The sequence below is a fragment of the Streptomyces sp. NPDC003943 genome (assembly GCF_053605265.1).
In genome coordinates, this window is the sequence record NZ_JBSGIW010000061.1 from 36147 (window position 1) to 49946 (window position 13800).

Below are 13800 nucleotides of genomic sequence, written 5' to 3' on the forward strand. Positions count from 1 at the left end.
GGGCACCGGGTGCCACCCGACCTCCCGTCCCGCCTGACGGACACCCGCGCGGCCGCAGAGTTGCCGTCGGACCGCACCCCGTGTTCGCCCCGGGACCGCCCGCCGCGCGCCCCGATCCGGGCCCCGCGCCCGCGTACGCAAGCTCTTCACGCTGCCCGACTTTCGGATCGGGGCCACGGCCTGAAATAGTTCCCACCGGATGTTCACCATCCCTGGGCTCCCGATGACGGGGGTGCATCGGGGGACAAGTAGTGGGGCATGGAGTGCCAGAACTCGTACTGGAATTGAATGGAAGGACCTGGACCCTCGATCCGTCCAGGTCGTACACCCTGGGCCGGGATCCTCAGGGTGACCTGGTGATCGACGACGCCAGGGTCTCGTGGCGACACGCCACCATCAGCTGGGGCGGCCGGAGTTGGGTCATCGAGGACCACGGCTCCACCAACGGCACGTTCGTGCAGGGCCAGCGGATCCACCAGGTGGAGATCGGCCCCGGCTCGGCCGTCCACCTCGGCAACGCCACCGACGGCCCGCGGCTCAACCTCGCCGCCGTCGGCGCACCGGCCCAGCCGCAGGCCCAGCAGGCCGCGCCGCAGGCCGTACCGCAGCAGCAGGCGCCGCACGCCGTGCAGCAGCCCGCGCACCTGCCCCACGGCCTGCACCAGGAGGTCACCCACCAGGGGCCGCCGCAGCAGCCCGGCTGGCAGCAGCAGGCCCCGCAGGCGGGCGGCCACCAGGTCCCGCCGCAGGTCCCGCACCAGCAGGCCGGTCACGGCGGGCCCCAGGGCGCGGCCCCGGTCCACGGCGACCGCAGCCCCACGACCTTCTACGAGATGACGCTCGGCCGCGTCATGCGCATCGGTCGTGCCCTCGAGAACGAGCTGGTCGTCTCCGACCTCCAGGTCTCGCGCAACCACGCCGAGTTCCACGCGACGCCCGACGGGCGCTTCGAGATCCGCGACCTCGGCTCGCACAACGGCACGTACGTCAACGGTCAGCCGATCCCGAAGGGCGGCACCGCCCTCCTCGGCCCGAACGACATCGTCGGCGTCGGCCACTCGACCTTCCGGATCGTCGGCAACCAGCTCGAGGAGTTCGTCGACACCGGTGACGTCTCCTTCTCGGCCCGTCACCTCACGGTGACCGTCGACGGCGGCAAGCAGATCCTCAAGGACGTCACCTTCGGCGTCCCGGAGAAGTCGCTCATCGGCGTCATCGGCCCCTCCGGCTCCGGCAAGTCGACCCTCCTCAAGGCGCTCACCGGCTACCGGCCCGCCGACCAGGGCGACGTCCTCTACGACAACCGCAGCCTCTACAAGCAGTTCGCCGAGCTGCGCCAGCGCATCGGTCTGGTCCCGCAGGACGACATCCTGCACAAGGAGCTGACCGTCCAGAAGGCGCTCAAGTACGCCGCCAAGCTCCGCTTCCCCGCGGACACCAGCGAGCAGGAGCGCGCCGAGCGCGTCGGCGAGGTGCTGCGCGAGCTCAAGCTCGACATCCACAAGGAGAAGAAGGTCACCTCCCTCTCCGGCGGCCAGCGCAAGCGCGTCTCGGTCGCCCTGGAGCTGCTGACCAAGCCCTCCCTGATCTTCCTGGACGAGCCGACCTCCGGTCTCGACCCGGGCATGGACCGCGATGTCATGCAGCTGCTGCGCGGCCTCGCCGACGACGGCCGCACGGTCCTCGTCGTCACCCACTCGGTGGCCGAGCTCGCCCTGTGCGACAAGCTGCTCGTGATGGCGCCCGGCGGCTCGGTGGCGTACTTCGGCCCGCCGGAGGAGGCGCTGAACTTCTTCGGCTACTCCACCTGGGCCGACGTCTTCTCCGCCTTCGAGAACTACCGCGACTACGACTGGGCGGGCCGCTGGAAGGGCTCGCAGCACTACCAGATGTACGCCGCGGAGATCGACGCCGTCGCCGCGCAGCCGGTGCAGATGCCGCACCAGGCCCAGCAGGCGATGACGAAGCCGCCCAAGCCGCAGGGCTGGGGCTCGCAGCTGTGGACCCTGATCCGCCGCTACGTGTCGGTGATCGCCTCCGACCGGGGCTTCCTGGCCCTGATGGTGATCCTGCCGGCCGTGCTCGGCGGCGTGTCCGTGGTCATCCCCGCCAAGTTCGGCCTGGCCCCGCCCGAGCTGCCGTCCCGGTTCAACGGAGCCGCCGGCACGATCATGCTGATCCTCACGGTCGGCATGTGCTTCTCCGGCGCCGCCAACTCGGTCCGTGAGCTGATCAAGGAACGGGTCATCTACGAACGGGAACGCGCCACCGGCCTGTCCCGCTCGGCGTACCTGATGTCCAAGGTGATCGTCCTCGGCCTGATCACCGCCTTCCAGGGCGTGATCATCTGCGGCATCGGCTTCACGCCGCGCAAGATGCCCACCGAGGGCCTGGTCCTGCCGCCGGCCGTCGAGATGTGCCTGGTGATCATCGCGCTCGGCCTCACCTCGATGATGGTGGGCCTGGTCATCTCCGCGCTGGTGAAGACCGCCGAGAAGACCATGCCGCTGCTGGTCATGTTCGCGATCGTCCAGGTCGTGTTCACCGGCGTCCTGTTCCAGGTGTACAGCTCGCCGGGCCTGGAGCAGTTCGCCTGGCTCATGCCGTCCCGATGGGGCATCGCCGGCGCCGCCACCACCCTGGACATGACGCACCTGATGGCGCCCTGGGACCCGAAGGACCCGACCAACCTGGACCCGCTGTGGGAGCACAGCGCCGGCCAGTGGGGCTTCAACATCACGGTGCTGCTGGTCATGACCGCCGTCCTCGGCGTCCTCGTGGCGCGGCTGCTGCGCCGCCACGAGCCCGAGGTCATGCGCAAGTGACGCCGCTGTAGAGACGCCCCGAAGGGCGGCACCCCGCACGGGGTGCCGCCCTTCGGCGTACGGAGAGAGGCTCAGTACGCGCTGTTGACGTTGTCGATCGAGCCGTAGCGGTCGGCCGCGTAGTTGCAGGCGGCGACGATGTTGGCGACCGGGTCGTACTGGTCGAACTTGGTACCGGCGATGTGGTACGTCTTGAAGGTCGGGTAGATGACCTGCAGCAGACCCTTGGACGGGACGCCGTTGATGGCGTTGATGTCCCAGTTGTTGATCGCGTACGGGTTGCCGCTGGACTCGCGCATCACGTTCCGGTAGATGCCGTTGTACGTGCCCGGAATGTTGTGCTTGTCCATGATGTACAGGGACTCGCGGATCCAGCCGTCGAGGTTGTTCGCGAAGACCGGCTTGCGGACCGTGGAACGGTTCGCGGCGGCCTTCTGCGCGGCGCGCTTCTTGGCGTCGGCCTCGGCCTTCTTCCTGGCCTCCGCCTTCCTCTTCGCCTCGGCGGCCTTGGCGGCGGCCTCGGCCTTGGCCTTGGCGGCCTTCGCCTTGGCGGCGGCAGCGGCCTTGGCGTCGGCCTCCTGCTTCGCCTTGAGGGCGAAGGTGGAGCTCTGCTGGTCGAGGCTGGCAGCGAGCGCCTTGGCCTGCGGGCTGTTGGCGTCGTAGGACCAGGCGACCTGCTGGGTGTTCGCGAGGGCCTGGGGCTCGGTCTCGATGGAGCCGTGGTTGCCCGGGACGAGGGTGAAGCCGAGCGCTGCGGCGCTCAGAGCGGCGACGCCGGCGATGGTGGCCTTGTGGGTCTTCTTCAGACCACGACTGTGGCCAGGGGTGTTCGCAGACATGCAGGAATACCTCTTCGAATCGCAGGGGGTCGCTCAGGCCGGGGGCGGCGCTGCGCCTCGCATCGGCGGCGACGGACGCAATTCTTAGCGGCAGCAAAATGCTGTGGCAAAGGTGTGACGTACGATCCCGGGTAGTGGATCAGGGGCCCCGCAGGAGTGCCCCCGGGCCGCTTCATGACCGGTTGGGGTGGCTTTAATCCGGCTTTTACGCGTCCACTAGGGGCATTCGTAAGTGACGTGCGTCCTATGCGCGGGCTCACATCGGCCACGTAACAGCCTTACCGGGCGTTGCGTGAGCAATGCGCACGGTGAGGTGTCGCCCCGGCCCCGGACCTAGGTCTCCGGACCCGGTCCGCCGCCGTCCGCGGACGGATACGGACTGTCACACCCCGCCGGTACGGTGAATCCCATGACCCACCGACCGAGCTCGGGCCTGGCCGCCGTGAGCAGCGCGCTCCTCGCGATGAACCGCCAGATGGAGGTCCGCGACGTCCTCAAGACGATCGTGGCCTCGGCCCGCGAGCTCCTCGACGCCGAGTACGCGGCGCTCGGCGTCCCCGACGACCACGGCGGTTTCGCCCAGTTCGTCGTCGACGGCATCAGTGACGACGTGTGGCGCGCCATCGGCCCGCTGCCCCGCCAGCACGGCATCCTCGCCGCCATGCTCCACAAGGCCGAGCCCGAGCGGCTCGCCGACGTCCGCAAGGACCCGCGCTTCGAGGGCTGGCCGACCGCCCACCCCGAGATGTCCGACTTCCTGGGCCTGCCCGTCCGCGACGGCGACGAGATCCTCGCCGCCCTCTTCCTCGCCAACAAGCGCTGCCCCAAGCCCGAGGGCAGCTGCGGCTTCACCGCCGAGGACGAGGAGCTGCTCACCCTCCTCGCCCAGCACGCCGCCATCGCCCTCACCAACGCGCGGCTGTACGAGCGCAGCCGCGAGCTGACCATCGCCGAGGAGCGCTCCCGCCTCGCACACGAGCTGCACGACGCCGTCAGCCAGAAGCTGTTCTCCCTGCGGCTCACCGCCCAGGCCGCCGCCGCCCTCGTCGACCGCGACCCCGCCCGCGCCAAGGGCGAGCTCCAGCAGGTCGCCGAGCTCGCCGCCGAGGCCGCCGACGAGCTGCGCGCCGCCGTCGTCGAGCTGCGCCCCGCCGCGCTCGACGAGGACGGCCTCGTCCATACCCTGCGCACCCAGATCCAGGTCCTCGACCGCGCCCACACCGCGCGTGTCACCTTCGAAGCCGCCGGGATACGGGCCCTGCCCGCCGCGCAGGAGGAGGCCCTGCTCCGCGTCGCCCAGGAGGCCCTGCACAACGCGCTGCGGCACTCCGGTGCCGGCCTGGTCACCGTCACCCTCGCCCGCAGCGGCCAGGGCGCGAGGCTCACCGTCACCGACGACGGCAAGGGCTTCGACCCCGCGACCGTCCGCAGCGCCGGCCGTCACCTCGGCCTGGTCTCCATGCGCGACCGGGCCGCCGGCGTCGGCGGCGGACTCAGCGTGACCTCGGCCCCGGGGCGCGGCACCACGATCGAGATGGAGGTCCCCGGTGGCTGACAAGACAATCCGCGTCCTTCTGGTCGACGACCACCAGGTCGTCCGCCGCGGCCTGCGCACCTTCCTGGAGGTACAGGACGACATAGAGGTGGTGGGGGAGGCGTCCGACGGCGCCGAGGGCGTCGCCCGCGCCGAGGAGCTGCGGCCGGACGTCGTCCTCATGGACGTCAAGATGCCCGGCACCGGCGGCATCGAGGCCCTGAAGCAGCTGCGCGAGCTCGGCAACCCGGCCCGGGTCCTCATCGTCACCAGCTTCACCGAGCAGCGCACGGTCGTCCCCGCGCTGCGCGCCGGAGCGAGCGGGTACGTCTACAAGGACATCGACCCCGACGCGCTCGCCGGCGCCATCCGCTCCGTCCACGCCGGGCACGTCCTGCTCCAGCCCGAGGTCGCCGACGCGCTCCTCAGCCAGGACGAGCAAGGCCAGGGCGGTGGCACGGGGCGCGGCTCCACGCTGACGGAGCGGGAGCGGGAGGTCCTGGGCCTGATCGCGGACGGGCGCTCCAACCGGGAGATCGCCCGCGCGCTCGTCCTCTCCGAGAAGACGGTCAAGACGCACGTCTCGAACATCCTCATGAAGCTGGACCTCGCCGACCGCACCCAGGCCGCGCTCTGGGCCGTACGGCACGGCCTGACCTCGTAACCGCGTTCCCCTCTTCATACTGTCGGGCGTATGTCCCCCACATGGCGCAACCGAACGGGGGCGGCGGCGTTCTTCAAGGCGTGCCGCGGCGGACCGGCCGCGGCGATGACCAGGAGGAACCTCTCGTGAACAACCTCAAGAAGGCCGCTGCCCTCACCATGGTCGCCGGCGGCATCCTCGCCGCCGGTGCCGGCGTCGCCTCCGCCCACAGCGGCGCCGACGCCCAGGGCCAGGCCCTCCACTCGCCGGGCGTCGCCTCCGGCAACCTGGTGCAGGTCCCGGTCCACGTCCCCGTGAACGTCTCCGGCAACACGATCAACGTGATCGGCCTGCTCAACCCGGCCTTCGGCAACACCGCCGCCAACTCCTGACGGCTGCCCCCGAAAACTCCCGGCCCCTGGACGATCCCCCAGGGGCCGGGCCCCGTTCCGGACCCGACGGCTTGACGCGCTCCGTGCGCCGCGGCCGTGGCCCAGACGCTGCCGGACAGGCCCTAGAAGCCCCGGTCCCGCTCCCTCTCCTCCACATACGAGTTGTACGCGGCGACCTGCGCCCGCCGCGCCACCCGCTCCACCGGCCGCAGCGCCGCACCCCGCGCCGCCATCTCCGACGCGCTCACCGCTCCGCCGTGGCCGTGGTCGTACGCCAGGTCGACGAGGAGGCCGATGCGCTGGGCCAGCTCAAGCACCCGGACCGCGCGGGGCGGGTAGCCGGGGGCGAGGATCTCGCGGCCTGCCTCGGCGCGGGCGCGGTAGGCGTCGCGGGCCGCGTCCGCGGCGGGGCCTGAGGCGGCGACGTCGAGGCGGGTGAGGACCGTCGTCGCCTCGCGCAGCGCCTCCGCCAGCTCCCGCTCGGCCTCGCCGAGCGAGGGGACGTCCGCCGGCGGCGCCTCCCGCACGGGCAGGCAGTGCCAGACGACCTCCACGTGCAGATCGCCCGCCGGCCCCGCCTCCGAGACCTGCGGCACCAGGCCGTACGGCGCGCCGAAGCCGACCACCGCCTCCTCCGCGTCCAGCGCCCGCGCGTTGAACTCCGGCGGACCGCTCAGCCCCAGCGGATGCCCCGGCGCCGGCAGCGCGACCCGCCACCCGGTCACCCCGAGCCGCCGCAGCCGCCCGAGCGCCAGCGTCAGGCCCACCGGCCCCGCCTCACCCGGCAGCCCCTCGACGCGGTGCACCGCGTCCTCCCCGACAATGGCGAGCGCCGCGTCGTCCGGCGACACCGCACCGGCCAGCAGGGCATTGCCCCAGGCGGCCAGACGTCCTGAGCGTGGTTCCGAAAGCATGCCCCCAGAGTAGGGACTACCGACGACCCCCAAAGCGCAAACCGGGCCACGACGGAGCCCCCAGGGCCAGCCGCGGCCCGCCAGTGGCGTAGGTTTTCCCTGGACGCCGCGCCCACCGGCGCAAGGCGACGACCGAACTCGACCACAAGGGGAGACAACGCGCTCATGAGCGATGTACTGGAGCTGGTGGACGTATCCGTGGTCCGCGACGGACGGGCTCTGGTGGACGAGGTCTCCTGGTCGGTCAAGGAGGGCGAGCGCTGGGTCATCCTCGGCCCCAACGGCGCCGGCAAGACGACCCTCCTCAACATCGCCTCCAGCTACCTCTTCCCCACCAAGGGCAACGCCACCATCCTCGGCGAGCGCCTCGGCGGCGTCGGCACCGACGTCTTCGACCTGCGCCCCCGCATCGGCGTGGCCGGCATCGCCATGGCGGAGAAGCTCCCCAAGCGCCAGACCGTCCTCCAGACCGTCCTCACCGCCGCGTACGGCATGACCGCCACCTGGCACGAGGACTACGACCCGGTCGACGAGCAGCGCGCCAAGGCCTTCCTCGACCGCCTCGGCATGAGCGACTACCTGGACCGCCGCTTCGGCACCCTCTCCGAGGGCGAGCGCAAGCGCACCCTCATCGCCCGCGCGATGATGACCGACCCCGAGCTGCTGCTCCTCGACGAGCCCGCCGCCGGTCTCGACCTCGGCGGCCGCGAGGACCTGGTCCGCCGCCTCGGCCGGCTCGCCCGCGACCCCATGGCCCCCTCGATGATCATGGTGACCCACCACGTCGAGGAGATCGCCCCCGGCTTCACCCACGTCCTGATGATCCGCCAGGGCAAGGTCCTCGCCGCGGGCCCCATGGAGACCGAGCTGACCTCCCGCAACCTCTCCCACTGCTTCGGCCTGCCGCTCGTCGTCGAGCGCAACGGCGACCGCTACACCGCCACGGGCCTGCCGCTCGCGTAGCCGTCGGGCAGACGTCAGGCAGTCGTCGCACAGTCGTCCAGGCGCCGGGTCCGCACAGCTGCGGCGCCCTGTCACGTACGACCCCACCGCCCTACCATGACCATGTGGACATCGACGCATGGATCTGGTGGCTGATCGGCGCGGTGGGGCTCGGCATCCCTCTCGTCCTCACCGCGATGCCGGAGTTCGGCATGCTCGCCGTCGGCGCGGTGGCCGGAGCGGTGACCGCCGCCCTCGGCTTCGGCGTCGTCTCCCAAGTGGTCGTCTTCGCCGTGGTCTCCGTCGCACTCATCGCCGTGGTCCGCCCCGTCGCGGCCCGCCACCGCGACGGCCGGCCCCAACTCGCCACCGGCATCGACGCCCTGAAAGGCCGTCAGGCCGTCGTCCTGGAACGGGTCGACGGCAGCGGAGGCCGCATCAAGCTGGCCGGCGAGGTCTGGTCCGCCCGCGCCCTCGACTCCGGGCAGAGCTTCGAACCCGGCGAACACGTCGACGTCGTCGACATCGACGGCGCGACCGCCGTCGTCATGTGACCCATGTGACCGAACATCACCCATGACCCCCCGCGGTCTGGGAAACTCGATCATCGAGATCATCATCTGGTCATCTACCCGGCAGCGAAGGGCACAGGGAACACGATGTCAGCCATCATCATCGTCCTGATCATTCTGGTGGTGCTTGTCTTCATCGCCCTGATCAAGACGATCCAGGTCATCCCACAGGCCAGCGCCGCCATCGTCGAGCGCTTCGGCCGCTACACCCGCACCCTCAACGCCGGCCTCAACATCGTCGTCCCGTTCATCGACCGCATCCGCAACCGGATCGACCTGCGCGAACAGGTCGTCCCGTTCCCGCCCCAGCCGGTGATCACCCAGGACAACCTGGTCGTCAACATCGACACCGTCATCTACTACCAGGTGACCGACGCCCGCGCCGCCACCTACGAGGTCGCCAGCTACATCCAGGCCATCGAGCAGCTCACCGTCACCACCCTCCGCAACATCATCGGCGGCATGGACCTGGAGCGGACCCTCACCTCCCGCGAGGAGATCAACGCGGCCCTGCGCGGCGTCCTCGACGAGGCCACCGGCAAGTGGGGCATCCGCGTCAACCGCGTCGAGCTCAAGGCCATCGAGCCGCCCACCTCCATCCAGGACTCGATGGAGAAGCAGATGCGCGCCGACCGTGACAAGCGCGCCGCCATCCTCACCGCCGAGGGCATCCGGCAGTCCCAGATCCTCACCGCCGAGGGCGAGAAGCAGTCCGCGATCCTGCGCGCCGAGGGCGAGGCCAAGGCCGCCGCGCTCAAGGCCGAGGGCGAGGCCCAGGCCGTACGCACGGTCTTCGAAGCCATCCACGCGGGCGACCCGGACCAGAAGCTGCTCTCCTACCAGTACCTCCAGATGCTCCCGAAGATCGCCGAAGGCGACGCCAACAAGCTCTGGATCGTGCCCAGCGAGATCGGCGACGCACTCAAGGGCCTGTCCGGCGCCTTCGGCAACGTCGCCCCCGGCGTCCCCGGCTTCAACACCAAGGGCGGAACGCCGAACGACGGCGGCGAGCGCCGCGAAGAGCCCACCGTCGACTGACGGTTCGGGTGTTGGCTGACACGTACACGTAATCCGCTTCCTGGTGCATGATCAGTGCGAGCCCCTCGACTCCGCCACAACGGAGCGGGGAGGCGACTCACTGACCCCGTAAGGAGATGGCGTTGTCCATCTGGGAAGCACTGGCAGTATTCGGCGCCGGCACCGCCGCCGGCGCCATCAACACGATCGTCGGATCGGGAACGCTCATCACGTTCCCCGTCCTGCTCGCCACCGGCCTGCCGCCGGTCACCGCGAACGTCTCCAACACCCTCGGCCTCGTCTCCGGCTCCATCAGCGGAGCCATCGGCTACCGCAGCGAACTCAAGGGCCAGACCGCCCGGGTCCTCCGCCTCGGCGGCGTGACCCTCGTCGGCGGACTCGTCGGCGCGATCCTGCTCCTCGCCCTGCCGTCCGACGCCTTCGACGCGATCGTCCCCGTCCTCATCGGACTCGCCCTGGTCCTCGTCATCCTCCAGCCCCGCATCGCCGCCGCCGTCCAGCGCCGCCGCGAGGCCAGCGGCACCGAGGCCCACCCGCACGGCGGCCCGGTCCTCCTCGTCGGACTCTTCTTCGCCAGCATGTACGGCGGCTACTTCGGCGCCGCCCAAGGCGTCCTCTACCTCTCCCTGATGGGCCTGCTGCTCCACGACAGCCTGCAGCGCATCAACGCCGTCAAGAACATCCTCGGCGCCGTCGTCAACGGCGTCGCCGCCGTCTTCTTCCTCTTCGTCGCCGACTTCGACTGGACCGCCGTCCTCCTCATCGCCGTCGGCTCCACCATCGGCGGCCAGATCGGCGCCAAGGTCGGCAAGCGGCTCTCGCCCACCGTCCTGCGCGGCGTCATCATCGCGGTCGGCATCGTCGCCATCCTCCAGCTCACCCTGAAGTAGCCCGCACCGAAGCAACCCGCACACGGCAGCGGGCCCGCCCCGGAAAGGGACGGGCCCGCACGTCGTACGGAAGCCGAAGGAGTTACGCCGCCGCCTGACCCGCCAGCCAGCCCGGCAGCTCCGACCGCTCCGCCGCCTTCAGCGCGAGCAGCATCGCGTCCTGGGGAGTCGGCACGAACGGCTGGTGCAGCAGCGGCATCCCCGCCTGCTCCGGCGTCCGGTCCGCCTTGCGGTGGTTGTCCTCCGCGCACGAGGCGACCGTGTTCAGCCAGTGATCCCCACCGCCCTGCGCCCGCGGCACCACATGGTCCACCGTCGTGGCCCGCTTCCCGCAGTACGCGCACCGGTGCTGGTCCCGGACCAGCACACCCCGCCGCGACCACGCGGCCTGTCTTCGGAACGGCACCCGCACGTACCGGCAGAGCCTGATCACCCGCGGCACCGGCATGTCCACGGCCGCGGCACGCACGCGCAGACCGGGGTGCTCCTGCTCCACGACGGCCTTGTCCTGCAGGACAAGCACCACCGCACGGTTGAGTGTGACCGTCGAAAGCGGCTCGAAGCTCGCGTTCAGTACCAGCGTGTCCCGCATTGTGCCCACCTCCCGTGTGCCGGCCCAGCCCCCCTTGTGGGCTCCGGGCTTGGATCAACTCTGGCCGGGCGCGCCGGGTAGGACAACGCAATATCCGCGCAAAGAAAGATGCCCGCTTCTGATCTCTCCAAGACCAGAAGCGGGCAAACAACAAACGAATCTTCAGCTGAGCGGATTCCTACGCGGGGTTCTCGTACTCACCCACGAGCTGCGCACGCCCGAGCGTGTGGAAGCGCAGATTGAACCCGACCGCGGCCGGCGAGGCGTCGGCGTCCGGACCCAGCTTCTCCTGGTCCACCGCGTACACCGTGAACACGTACCGGTGCGGCCCGTCCCCCTTCGGCGGGGCGGCCCCGCCGAAGTCCTTCGACCCGTAGTCGTTACGGGCGTGCACGGCACCCGCCGGCAGCCCCTCGAACGACCCCGAACCCGCACCCACGGGCAGCTCCGTCACCGACGCCGGGATGTCGAACAGCACCCAGTGCCAGAACCCGCTGCCGGTCGGCGCGTCCGGATCGAAGCACGTCACGGCGAAGCTCTTCGTCTCCGCCGGGAACCCCTCCCAGCGCAGCTGCGGCGAGGTGTTCCCCGCCGCGTACACCTGAGCGTCCTTCAGCACCCCACCTTCGACGACGTCGTCGCTCACCACGGTGAACGACGCCACCGGCGGGTGGAAGTCATGGGGAAGCGGTGCCCTCTTGCCCTCGGCCACGTCTGAACCTCCGTATCGCTGACCGGCCTTGCGAAGGCGAGCCTAGAACCAGTTGCGGCGCCCGCCGACCTCGGCGAGCCACTGGTTCAGGTACGCCGCCCAGTCGGTCGTGTGGAAATCGTGCAGCCCCACCTGGAAGGAGCGGTACGAGTCGCTGCCCTCGGTGAACAGACCCGGCTTCTTGTCCATCTCCAGAACGACGTCCATCGCCTGGTGGTCCGCGACGAAGCTGACCTCGACCTGGTTCAGACCCCGGTACTGCGACGGCGCGAAGAACTCGATCTCCTGGTAGAAGGGCAGCCGCTGCCGCGTACCCCGGATGTGGCCGCGCTCCATGTCCGCGTTCTTGAAGCGGAAGCCCAGCTGGATGAAGGCGTCCAGGATCGCCTGCTGCGCCGGCAGCGGGTGCACGTTGATCGGGTCCAGGTCACCGGAGTCCACCGCACGGGCGATCTCCAGCTCCGTCGTCACCCCGATGTGCATCCCGCGCAGCTGCTGCCCGGCGATCGCGGTGACCGGCGTCTCCCACGGGATCTCCAGACCGAACGGCACCACGTGCACCGCCCCGGCCTGCACCTCGAAGGCCCCGCCGAGCCGCACCTTCACGAACTCGATGTCCTGCTTGTACTCCGAGTCGCCGCTCTCGACCTCGACCCGCGCCTGCAGACCGACGGACAGCCCCTCGATCTGCTGGGCCACCGAACCGCCCTGGATCCGCACCTCACCCTGGACGACGCCACCCGGGACGACGTTCTCCTCGGTGAGCACCGTCTCCACCGAAGCCCCGCCGGCCCCCAGGCTCGCGAGCAGCTTCTTGAACCCCATGAACGACTCCTAGTCTCTTTACGTCTGTCAGCCCTGCGCTGTCCTGACCCCTACATACGCCCGACGACCGTAGCCGGTTCCCCACCGCTCCCCATTACGCTCGGACGCCATGAGCGAGAGCCCCGACCGTACGCCGCTCCCGCGGAGCTTCTTCGACCGCCCGGTCCTGGAGGTCGCCCCCGACCTCCTCGGCCGCACGCTCGTACGGAACTCCCCGGACGGCCGCATCGAGCTGCGCCTCACCGAGGTGGAGGCGTACGCCGGCGCGATCGACCCCGGCTCGCACGCCTTCCGCGGCCGCACCGCACGCAACGCCGTCATGTTCGGCCCGCCCGGACACGCCTACGTCTACTTCACCTACGGCATGTGGCACTGCCTCAACCTGGTCTGCGGCCCCGAGGGCGAGGCGAGCGGAGTGCTGCTGCGAGCGGGGGAGATCAGCACGGGCGCGGAACAGGCACGGAAGCGCCGGCTCTCCGCGCGGTACGACTCCGAGCTCGCGAAGGGCCCGGCCCGCCTCGCCACCGCCCTCGACGTCGGCCGCACCCTGAACGGCACCGACGCCTGCGCCGGCCCGGACGCCCCCCTCGCCGTGCTCCACGGCACCCCGCCCGCGCCCGACCTCATCCGCACCGGCCCCCGCACCGGCGTGGGCGGCGAAGGCGCCCCGCACCCCTGGCGCTTCTGGATCGACGGCGACCACACCGTGAGTCCCTACCGGGCCCACGCGCCACGAAAGCGCACGGCAGGAGCTCGGCTTGACTCGGCCCCGAGGGATGCGTAATGTAGCCCGAGCCGCTGGAGACGGGCAGTGCTTACTCAAGCCTCCCGGAGCGGCCACTCACTCACTTACAACGGATCCCGACGGGGCCTGTTTCGGCATACCGAAATTTGTTCCAATCGGCTCGATTATGAGTCGCCAGGGAAACCCGCTAAAGTAGTGGACACGCCGGAAGGCCCCGAAAGAACGACGAAAGTCAGGAAAGCGGGACCGGAAAGCACCGAGGAAATCGGATCGGAAAGATCTGATAGAGTCGGAAACGAAGGAAGCGCCCGGAGGAAAGCCCGCGAGGGTGAGTACA

The 13800-nt window shown here is 70.4% G+C and carries 14 protein-coding genes; 9 read left to right on the forward strand and 5 right to left on the reverse strand.

The features are described from left to right. Window positions 1-251: 251 nt before the first annotated feature. Window positions 252-2825, forward strand: coding sequence for an FHA domain-containing protein (locus ACWEV0_RS23815; RefSeq protein WP_453151436.1), 2574 nt, complete (start codon window positions 252-254; stop codon window positions 2823-2825). A gap of 71 nt (window positions 2826-2896) precedes the next feature. Here ACWEV0_RS23815 and ACWEV0_RS23820 read toward each other — a convergent pair whose 3' ends face one another. Then, window positions 2897-3664, reverse strand: a complete 768-nt coding sequence (locus tag ACWEV0_RS23820) for a transglycosylase SLT domain-containing protein (RefSeq protein ID WP_453151437.1) — start codon at window positions 3662-3664, stop codon at window positions 2897-2899. Window positions 3665-4073: 409 nt separating this feature from the next. Between ACWEV0_RS23820 and ACWEV0_RS23825 the strand changes: the two genes are divergently transcribed. The 3 genes from ACWEV0_RS23825 to ACWEV0_RS23835 all read left to right on the forward strand — a co-directional run bounded on the left by ACWEV0_RS23825 (window position 4074) and on the right by ACWEV0_RS23835 (window position 6233). Further along, window positions 4074-5219 carry a GAF domain-containing sensor histidine kinase gene (locus ACWEV0_RS23825; protein ID WP_453151438.1) on the forward strand — a complete coding sequence of 382 codons (1146 nt, stop codon included), beginning with the start codon at window positions 4074-4076 and terminating at the stop codon, window positions 5217-5219. Continuing rightward, window positions 5212-5862 carry a response regulator gene (locus tag ACWEV0_RS23830; RefSeq protein WP_453151439.1) on the forward strand — a complete coding sequence of 217 codons (651 nt, stop codon included), beginning with the start codon at window positions 5212-5214 and terminating at the stop codon, window positions 5860-5862. Before ACWEV0_RS23825 ends, ACWEV0_RS23830 begins: the two co-directional genes overlap by 8 nt. A gap of 125 nt (window positions 5863-5987) precedes the next feature. Next, on the forward strand, window positions 5988-6233 hold the full coding sequence (locus ACWEV0_RS23835) for a chaplin (RefSeq protein ID WP_453151440.1): 246 nt from the start codon (window positions 5988-5990) through the stop codon (window positions 6231-6233). A 122-nt stretch (window positions 6234-6355) separates the two neighbouring features. Here ACWEV0_RS23835 and ACWEV0_RS23840 read toward each other — a convergent pair whose 3' ends face one another. After that, the gene (locus tag ACWEV0_RS23840; RefSeq protein ID WP_453151442.1) at window positions 6356-7147 is read right to left on the reverse strand and encodes a hypothetical protein; all 792 of its coding nucleotides are present in this window, start codon (window positions 7145-7147) and stop codon (window positions 6356-6358) included. A gap of 165 nt (window positions 7148-7312) precedes the next feature. On the opposite strand from ACWEV0_RS23840, the gene ACWEV0_RS23845 reads away from it, so the two are divergent. The 4 genes from ACWEV0_RS23845 (at window position 7313) to ACWEV0_RS23860 (ending at window position 10589) form a co-directional block, all read left to right on the forward strand. Then, entirely contained in the window at window positions 7313-8110 is a 798-nt protein-coding gene (locus tag ACWEV0_RS23845) for an ABC transporter ATP-binding protein (protein WP_453151444.1), read from the forward strand. Window positions 8111-8214: 104 nt separating this feature from the next. Further along, window positions 8215-8643: an NfeD family protein gene (locus ACWEV0_RS23850; RefSeq protein WP_453151445.1), complete on the forward strand. Its 429-nt coding sequence runs from the start codon at window positions 8215-8217 to the stop codon at window positions 8641-8643. A gap of 105 nt (window positions 8644-8748) precedes the next feature. Continuing rightward, complete coding sequence (locus tag ACWEV0_RS23855; protein WP_451609858.1) at window positions 8749-9699, forward strand: SPFH domain-containing protein; 951 nt, start codon at window positions 8749-8751, stop codon at window positions 9697-9699. Window positions 9700-9815: 116 nt separating this feature from the next. Then, window positions 9816-10589 (forward strand): sulfite exporter TauE/SafE family protein, encoded by a 774-nt coding sequence (locus ACWEV0_RS23860; RefSeq protein ID WP_453151446.1) that lies wholly within the window; start codon window positions 9816-9818, stop codon window positions 10587-10589. Window positions 10590-10671: 82 nt separating this feature from the next. Here the strand turns inward: ACWEV0_RS23860 and ACWEV0_RS23865 are convergent, their stop codons facing one another. From ACWEV0_RS23865 to ACWEV0_RS23875, 3 genes are all read right to left on the reverse strand, one after another. After that, window positions 10672-11181, reverse strand: coding sequence for an HNH endonuclease (locus ACWEV0_RS23865; protein WP_403797557.1), 510 nt, complete (start codon window positions 11179-11181; stop codon window positions 10672-10674). Window positions 11182-11359: 178 nt separating this feature from the next. Next, entirely contained in the window at window positions 11360-11893 is a 534-nt protein-coding gene (locus tag ACWEV0_RS23870) for a YbhB/YbcL family Raf kinase inhibitor-like protein (protein ID WP_453151448.1), read from the reverse strand. Window positions 11894-11935: 42 nt separating this feature from the next. After that, window positions 11936-12718: a sporulation protein gene (locus tag ACWEV0_RS23875; RefSeq protein WP_453151449.1), complete on the reverse strand. Its 783-nt coding sequence runs from the start codon at window positions 12716-12718 to the stop codon at window positions 11936-11938. 109 nt (window positions 12719-12827) lie between these two features. On the opposite strand from ACWEV0_RS23875, the gene ACWEV0_RS23880 reads away from it, so the two are divergent. Beyond that, a complete protein-coding gene (locus tag ACWEV0_RS23880) occupies window positions 12828-13502 on the forward strand; it encodes a DNA-3-methyladenine glycosylase (RefSeq protein ID WP_453151450.1) in 675 nt (224 codons plus the stop codon). Window positions 13503-13800 lie beyond the last annotated feature (298 nt).